The 4,305-nt window shown below is 62.6% G+C and carries 6 protein-coding genes; all 6 read right to left on the bottom strand.

The window, feature by feature from the left end; translation table 11 throughout:
• Positions 1–194: 194 nt before the first annotated feature.
• The gene (locus JQ586_RS39970) at positions 195–1,088 is read right to left on the bottom strand and encodes a lytic transglycosylase domain-containing protein (protein WP_249148688.1); all 894 of its coding nucleotides are present in this window, start codon (positions 1,086–1,088) and stop codon (positions 195–197) included.
• Positions 1,088–1,600: a S26 family signal peptidase gene (locus JQ586_RS39975; RefSeq protein ID WP_212400110.1), complete on the bottom strand. Its 513-nt coding sequence runs from the start codon at positions 1,598–1,600 to the stop codon at positions 1,088–1,090. Before JQ586_RS39975 ends, JQ586_RS39970 begins: the two co-directional genes overlap by 1 nt.
• Complete coding sequence (locus JQ586_RS39980) at positions 1,597–2,061, bottom strand: DUF2840 domain-containing protein (protein WP_212400111.1); 465 nt, start codon at positions 2,059–2,061, stop codon at positions 1,597–1,599. The genes JQ586_RS39975 and JQ586_RS39980 overlap by 4 nt, the downstream gene beginning before the upstream one ends.
• Before the next feature lie 289 nt (positions 2,062–2,350).
• Positions 2,351–3,232, bottom strand: coding sequence for a replication initiator protein A (locus tag JQ586_RS39985; RefSeq protein WP_212400112.1), 882 nt, complete (start codon positions 3,230–3,232; stop codon positions 2,351–2,353).
• A gap of 20 nt (positions 3,233–3,252) precedes the next feature.
• On the bottom strand, positions 3,253–3,534 hold the full coding sequence (locus JQ586_RS39990) for an AlpA family transcriptional regulator (RefSeq protein WP_212400113.1): 282 nt from the start codon (positions 3,532–3,534) through the stop codon (positions 3,253–3,255).
• Between the two features lie 132 nt (positions 3,535–3,666).
• The gene (locus JQ586_RS39995) at positions 3,667–4,176 is read right to left on the bottom strand and encodes a DUF2285 domain-containing protein (protein WP_312017092.1); all 510 of its coding nucleotides are present in this window, start codon (positions 4,174–4,176) and stop codon (positions 3,667–3,669) included.
• Positions 4,177–4,305 lie beyond the last annotated feature (129 nt).

Here is a 4,305-nt window from a genome sequence, read left to right on the forward strand (position 1 = left end):
GGACTCCCGATCAATCGTCTCGACGAACTGTTGCCGTGGGCTTGGAACGCTCAGCATCCTGTCAAGACCTGAGCTCATGTGCAAGATCCGGACGCATACGTCGTCTGGGGCGTTCGTCGTGCCTCCCCACTGCGCTCGCCTATCCGCCCATCCTTCTCCAGGCCGCGCTAATGCATGCCAGCATGCGCATTCGCTCATCGCGAGCCTCCCGCATCATATCTCAGGACGAACAACCCTGTTGTCTCCGGCGCAATGGCCGAAATGTCGTGGACGGAGACGGCCGCTGGAGCTCGGTTCGTTGGGCGCCCAAGCTGCAGGCGGGCCGCGGTCGTCGAACTTTCAGTACGCACAACGAAGAGCGCTCCCCCCGATGGCCGCAGACTCGCGACTGCACAGGAACCGCAAATGTCGCCACCGATGATCGGCGCAAGCTTCTGCAGATAGATCTGGGTTTCAGCGGGCAATGGACGACCGGCGAGATGCTCTTCGTAGCGAGCAGGTCCTGCGTTGTAGGCCGCTAGGAAGCCCGGTGAACCGTACCGGTCGTGCAACTCGCGAAGGTACGCCGTCCCCGCAAGAATGTTGTCATGGGGATCGTAGGCATCGTCGCCGAGGTCGTACCGCAGACGTAGCGCTGCCCACGTCTCTGGCATTATCTGCATCAGCCCCATGGCACCTTTCGGTGACCTGGCACGCACGTCCTGGGCGCTTTCGACGTCCAGGACTGCGCGTACCCAACGCTTCGGCACGCCGAAACGGCGCGAGGCCTGCTCGATAAACTCCGCAAACGGATCGTCAACGCGATGACCCGCTGAAGGCTTCGCGGGTCGCGTCTCGGCGACAGCAGCGTTACTCACGGTCAGCGCAATGAACAACGGCACGACAGCGCGCAGGCTCCTCTCGAACAAACGCAAGCGTGCCGTCGTGCTCGCGCCCGTCCAGGGTAAGGCCGCTTCGCGCCGGCCGTTCGGCCGCCCTGGACCGCCGCTGCGCGCAACGGCCGGACAATCGTTGGTCGGGACGGAGGAATGGTGCAGCACTTGGCCGAACAGAGGAATGGCTGTTCGGAATCTCAATACCGGCAGCATCAATCCTCCCAGTTCCACACCGGCCGCGCGCGGCCAATGACAGCCGATGCTGGCAAGGGCCCGAAATAGCGGCCATCCAGCGAGTTGGTGGACTGCCAGTTCATGACGAAGAGTTCGCCGTCACCCACTACGCGGCAGCCCTGCCATTTCGGGAGGGGACGGCCACGGCCGTCGCGATCCCGGGCTTCACCCATTTCGATGGCGTCAACCGAAATGGTGAGCCCGCTTCGGCAAACGGTCTGCCCAGGAAGCGCCAGCACGCGCTTGAGCATAGGCAATCCGGCTGGCAGATAGCCGTTCAGGTCGAGGAAGGTCGCGAGGGGCTCCGGTGGCTGTACGGCGAGGAGTTCCGTAACGAATAGTCTGTCCGCCGGCTGCACACGGTAGAGCCCGATCGGTACGCTCTCCGATGCATTCCAGATGTAGGCCGGCGAAATCCCCAAAACGATTGGTGCGGCAAGTGCGACGGCACCGCAGAGCATCGTGGTTAACGTCTTGAGCTGCGGTGTCATCGCATGACCCTCTGCCGGTGAAGCCATGCCTGGTGTCGCGCTTTTGTGTAGGGGCGCGGTTTTTCGTTGACGGACAGACGGTTATGAATGTGATGCCAATGATCAGGGGCGACATCAGCGGGATCAATGCCGAGCGCTTCGATGGCGTCGACCATCTGCAGCACCTGTTCGACCTTCGGCCAACCTGACAGGCGCAGCAGAAGCTCACCGCCGGGTGTCACATAAGGAACGGTCGAGCAGCGCTGTCCCCGCGCCACCGCCCGGAGGATGTCGATCCGCGAAATTATTGTCCCAAAGTCGTTGGAGGTCCAACGAACGAAAGCAAAGATGCTGCCCGGCGCAAATGACAGGACACGCCGGTGGCGATCAAGCTTCCGTTCCTCAACAACGCGACCAAACCGAATGCGGTTTTCAATACGCTTCTCGAGCCACAGAACTTCCACTTCCGTGAGATCGCTCATGGCGCGGCTCCCTGACGCTGGAGTTGGCAGCCGTGAGCTTGAGGCTCCGTGGAGAGTGTGTGTGGCCTGCAAAGGCAGGCTGGACTGACGGACCGCCGTTGCCGGGCGCCGCCAACGCGGCTTTCGGCCTGGTCCGTTAGAAGAAATCCGAAGGATTTCTGGTTAGTAAAGTTAGAGCGGCTAGAAAGCGCGAATAAACAAGCTCTTAGGTGCGATTCCGGTCCCCGATAGCACGAGGATCGGGTCCCCGATAGCACGAGGGTTGCGGTCCCCGATAGCACGAGTTGATTCACAGATTGTCCTCCGAATTTGGAATGAGGCCGCGCCGGCGCAGGCGTGCTGTAAAGGGATCAACCGGCGTGGGCGCAAAGTTCAGCCGCTCGGTTCCGTTCGGATCTTTCGTCAGCACGAGCTGATAGCCGGGCAATGTCTGGCGCTGGACGATCTGGCGTATGTCGTACGCAAAGTGCTTGAGCGGCGAGAGGATGCCGGACTTGGCATGGAGGTGCACAAGATCAAAGCTCCAGCCGCCGCCCTGCCGACCGCCGTGCTTGCGCACAAGGCGATAAAGCCAGCGCTCGAGCCCGCCCGTCAGCTCGAAATAGGCGCGGTCAATCGTCAGCACGAGCGCATCATCGATGACGCCGGCGTAGAACCAATCCGGCAGGATCAGCTCGAGCCCGAATGGGCGGCCATTTGCATCGGCCGTCTCCTTCCACTCGTTGATCCAGGAGAAGCGATGCCGTCGTCGCTCTGCCGGCTGTCGGATCGAGGTCAGCACGGTCGTCGACTGCAGTCTGTCGAGACCAGCCTTCAGCCGGTCGTAGTCGCGCGCGCTGGTGCCGCGGCCGACGAACGTCAGAATTTCGTAAGGCGTTGCGGCCATCAAGCGCGACGTCTTCAGGCCGGCGTCTCGTGCTTCGACAATCTGAGAAGCGGCCCAGATCAGGACATCTGCATCCCAGATGGTCGCCAAGCCGTGCTCTGGCACGGCTTCAACACGAATTGCAATTGCACCCGCGCGAAAATCGATGGGCACAATGCGTTTTGTTTTGGCGAGCGAAAAGAACGGGTAAGCCATCAGATCCTGCGCGTCGCGAGGGGCGAGATCGCCGGGCAGCGCCCGAAAGAGCTCAAGCTGGTCGCGCTCGGAATGGTGTTTGCGCCGCATGGTCACTCTCGCGCGGGCGATCAACGACGTTCCTGGCCCGCATAGGGGCGGAGCACCGGGTGCTTCTTGGCCGGCAGCACGGTCCCCTTCCCGGGATCGGACGTCGACGTCTTGGCGCCGAGGTCGGCCCACGCTTTCAGGTCATCGATGGCGTAAACGACTCGTCCGCCGATCTTCCGATAGGTCGGTCCGGTACCGTACGTGCGGTGCTTCTCCAGGGTGCGACCAGACAAGCCAAGATAACGCGCGGCCTCCGGTGTACGCAGGAAGCGCGGGGGTAGACCGGCCATCGGATCGGACATTGGTGAACTCCAAGAGGACAGCGCACCACACAGGGCGGCACCGGCGTGTGCGCGGTCATCATGGAGAAGCAAGTTCCCGGAGGGGGATGCCGAATATCGAGGGGACCGTTTTCGGCACCCCCTGGGACGGCGCTAGTCGTCCCTGCGCTCGGGCCGCAGTAGCTTGCGATAGCCTCCGCGCACCAGCGATATTCCGCTTTGCACCAGGCGGATCGTTCGATTGCGCAGGTCGTGGGTCTTCCAGGCGCGATCGGGGATGCGTTTCTTGCCGAACAGCGCTTCGGCGACAGTGCGATAGCTACCGCCGGCGCCGTGAGCATCGAGCGCACGGATCGCAGCACTCAGGCGTTCGCGCCGCTGTTTAGATAGTTGGTGAAAGGCAGGACCGGGCGCGCGTCCATTCATCGCGCGCCACAGCCGTCGAGCTGCAGAGATGCGCGCTTCTAAATCGCCGTCAAACGGCAATTCGGCTGCGTATGACGTGCCAAGCACGGGCGGGTCCTTGGACCAGACACGGTGGTCCACCGCCCCGATGCGCAGCACGGCATGCCAGCCGTCGGCGGCGCGACGTATCTGGCCAGCTGCAAGGTCAAGGAGCGGCTGAGACGCCAAACTGCCATCGGCGGCCGAGGCAACTTTCACTGGAACGACCGCCGCTAGAATCTCGGGCGCCCAAAAAATCGTCCGCTCGTCGAAGGACCTCTGCGGGTCATGAGCGAAAGCAGATGCCCCATCTCCTCCTGAAATCCGCAGTCACTTCGCCGTCAGGGC

The organism is Bradyrhizobium jicamae (genome assembly GCF_018130215.1).
Lineage (GTDB): Bacteria > Pseudomonadota > Alphaproteobacteria > Rhizobiales > Xanthobacteraceae > Bradyrhizobium > Bradyrhizobium jicamae_A.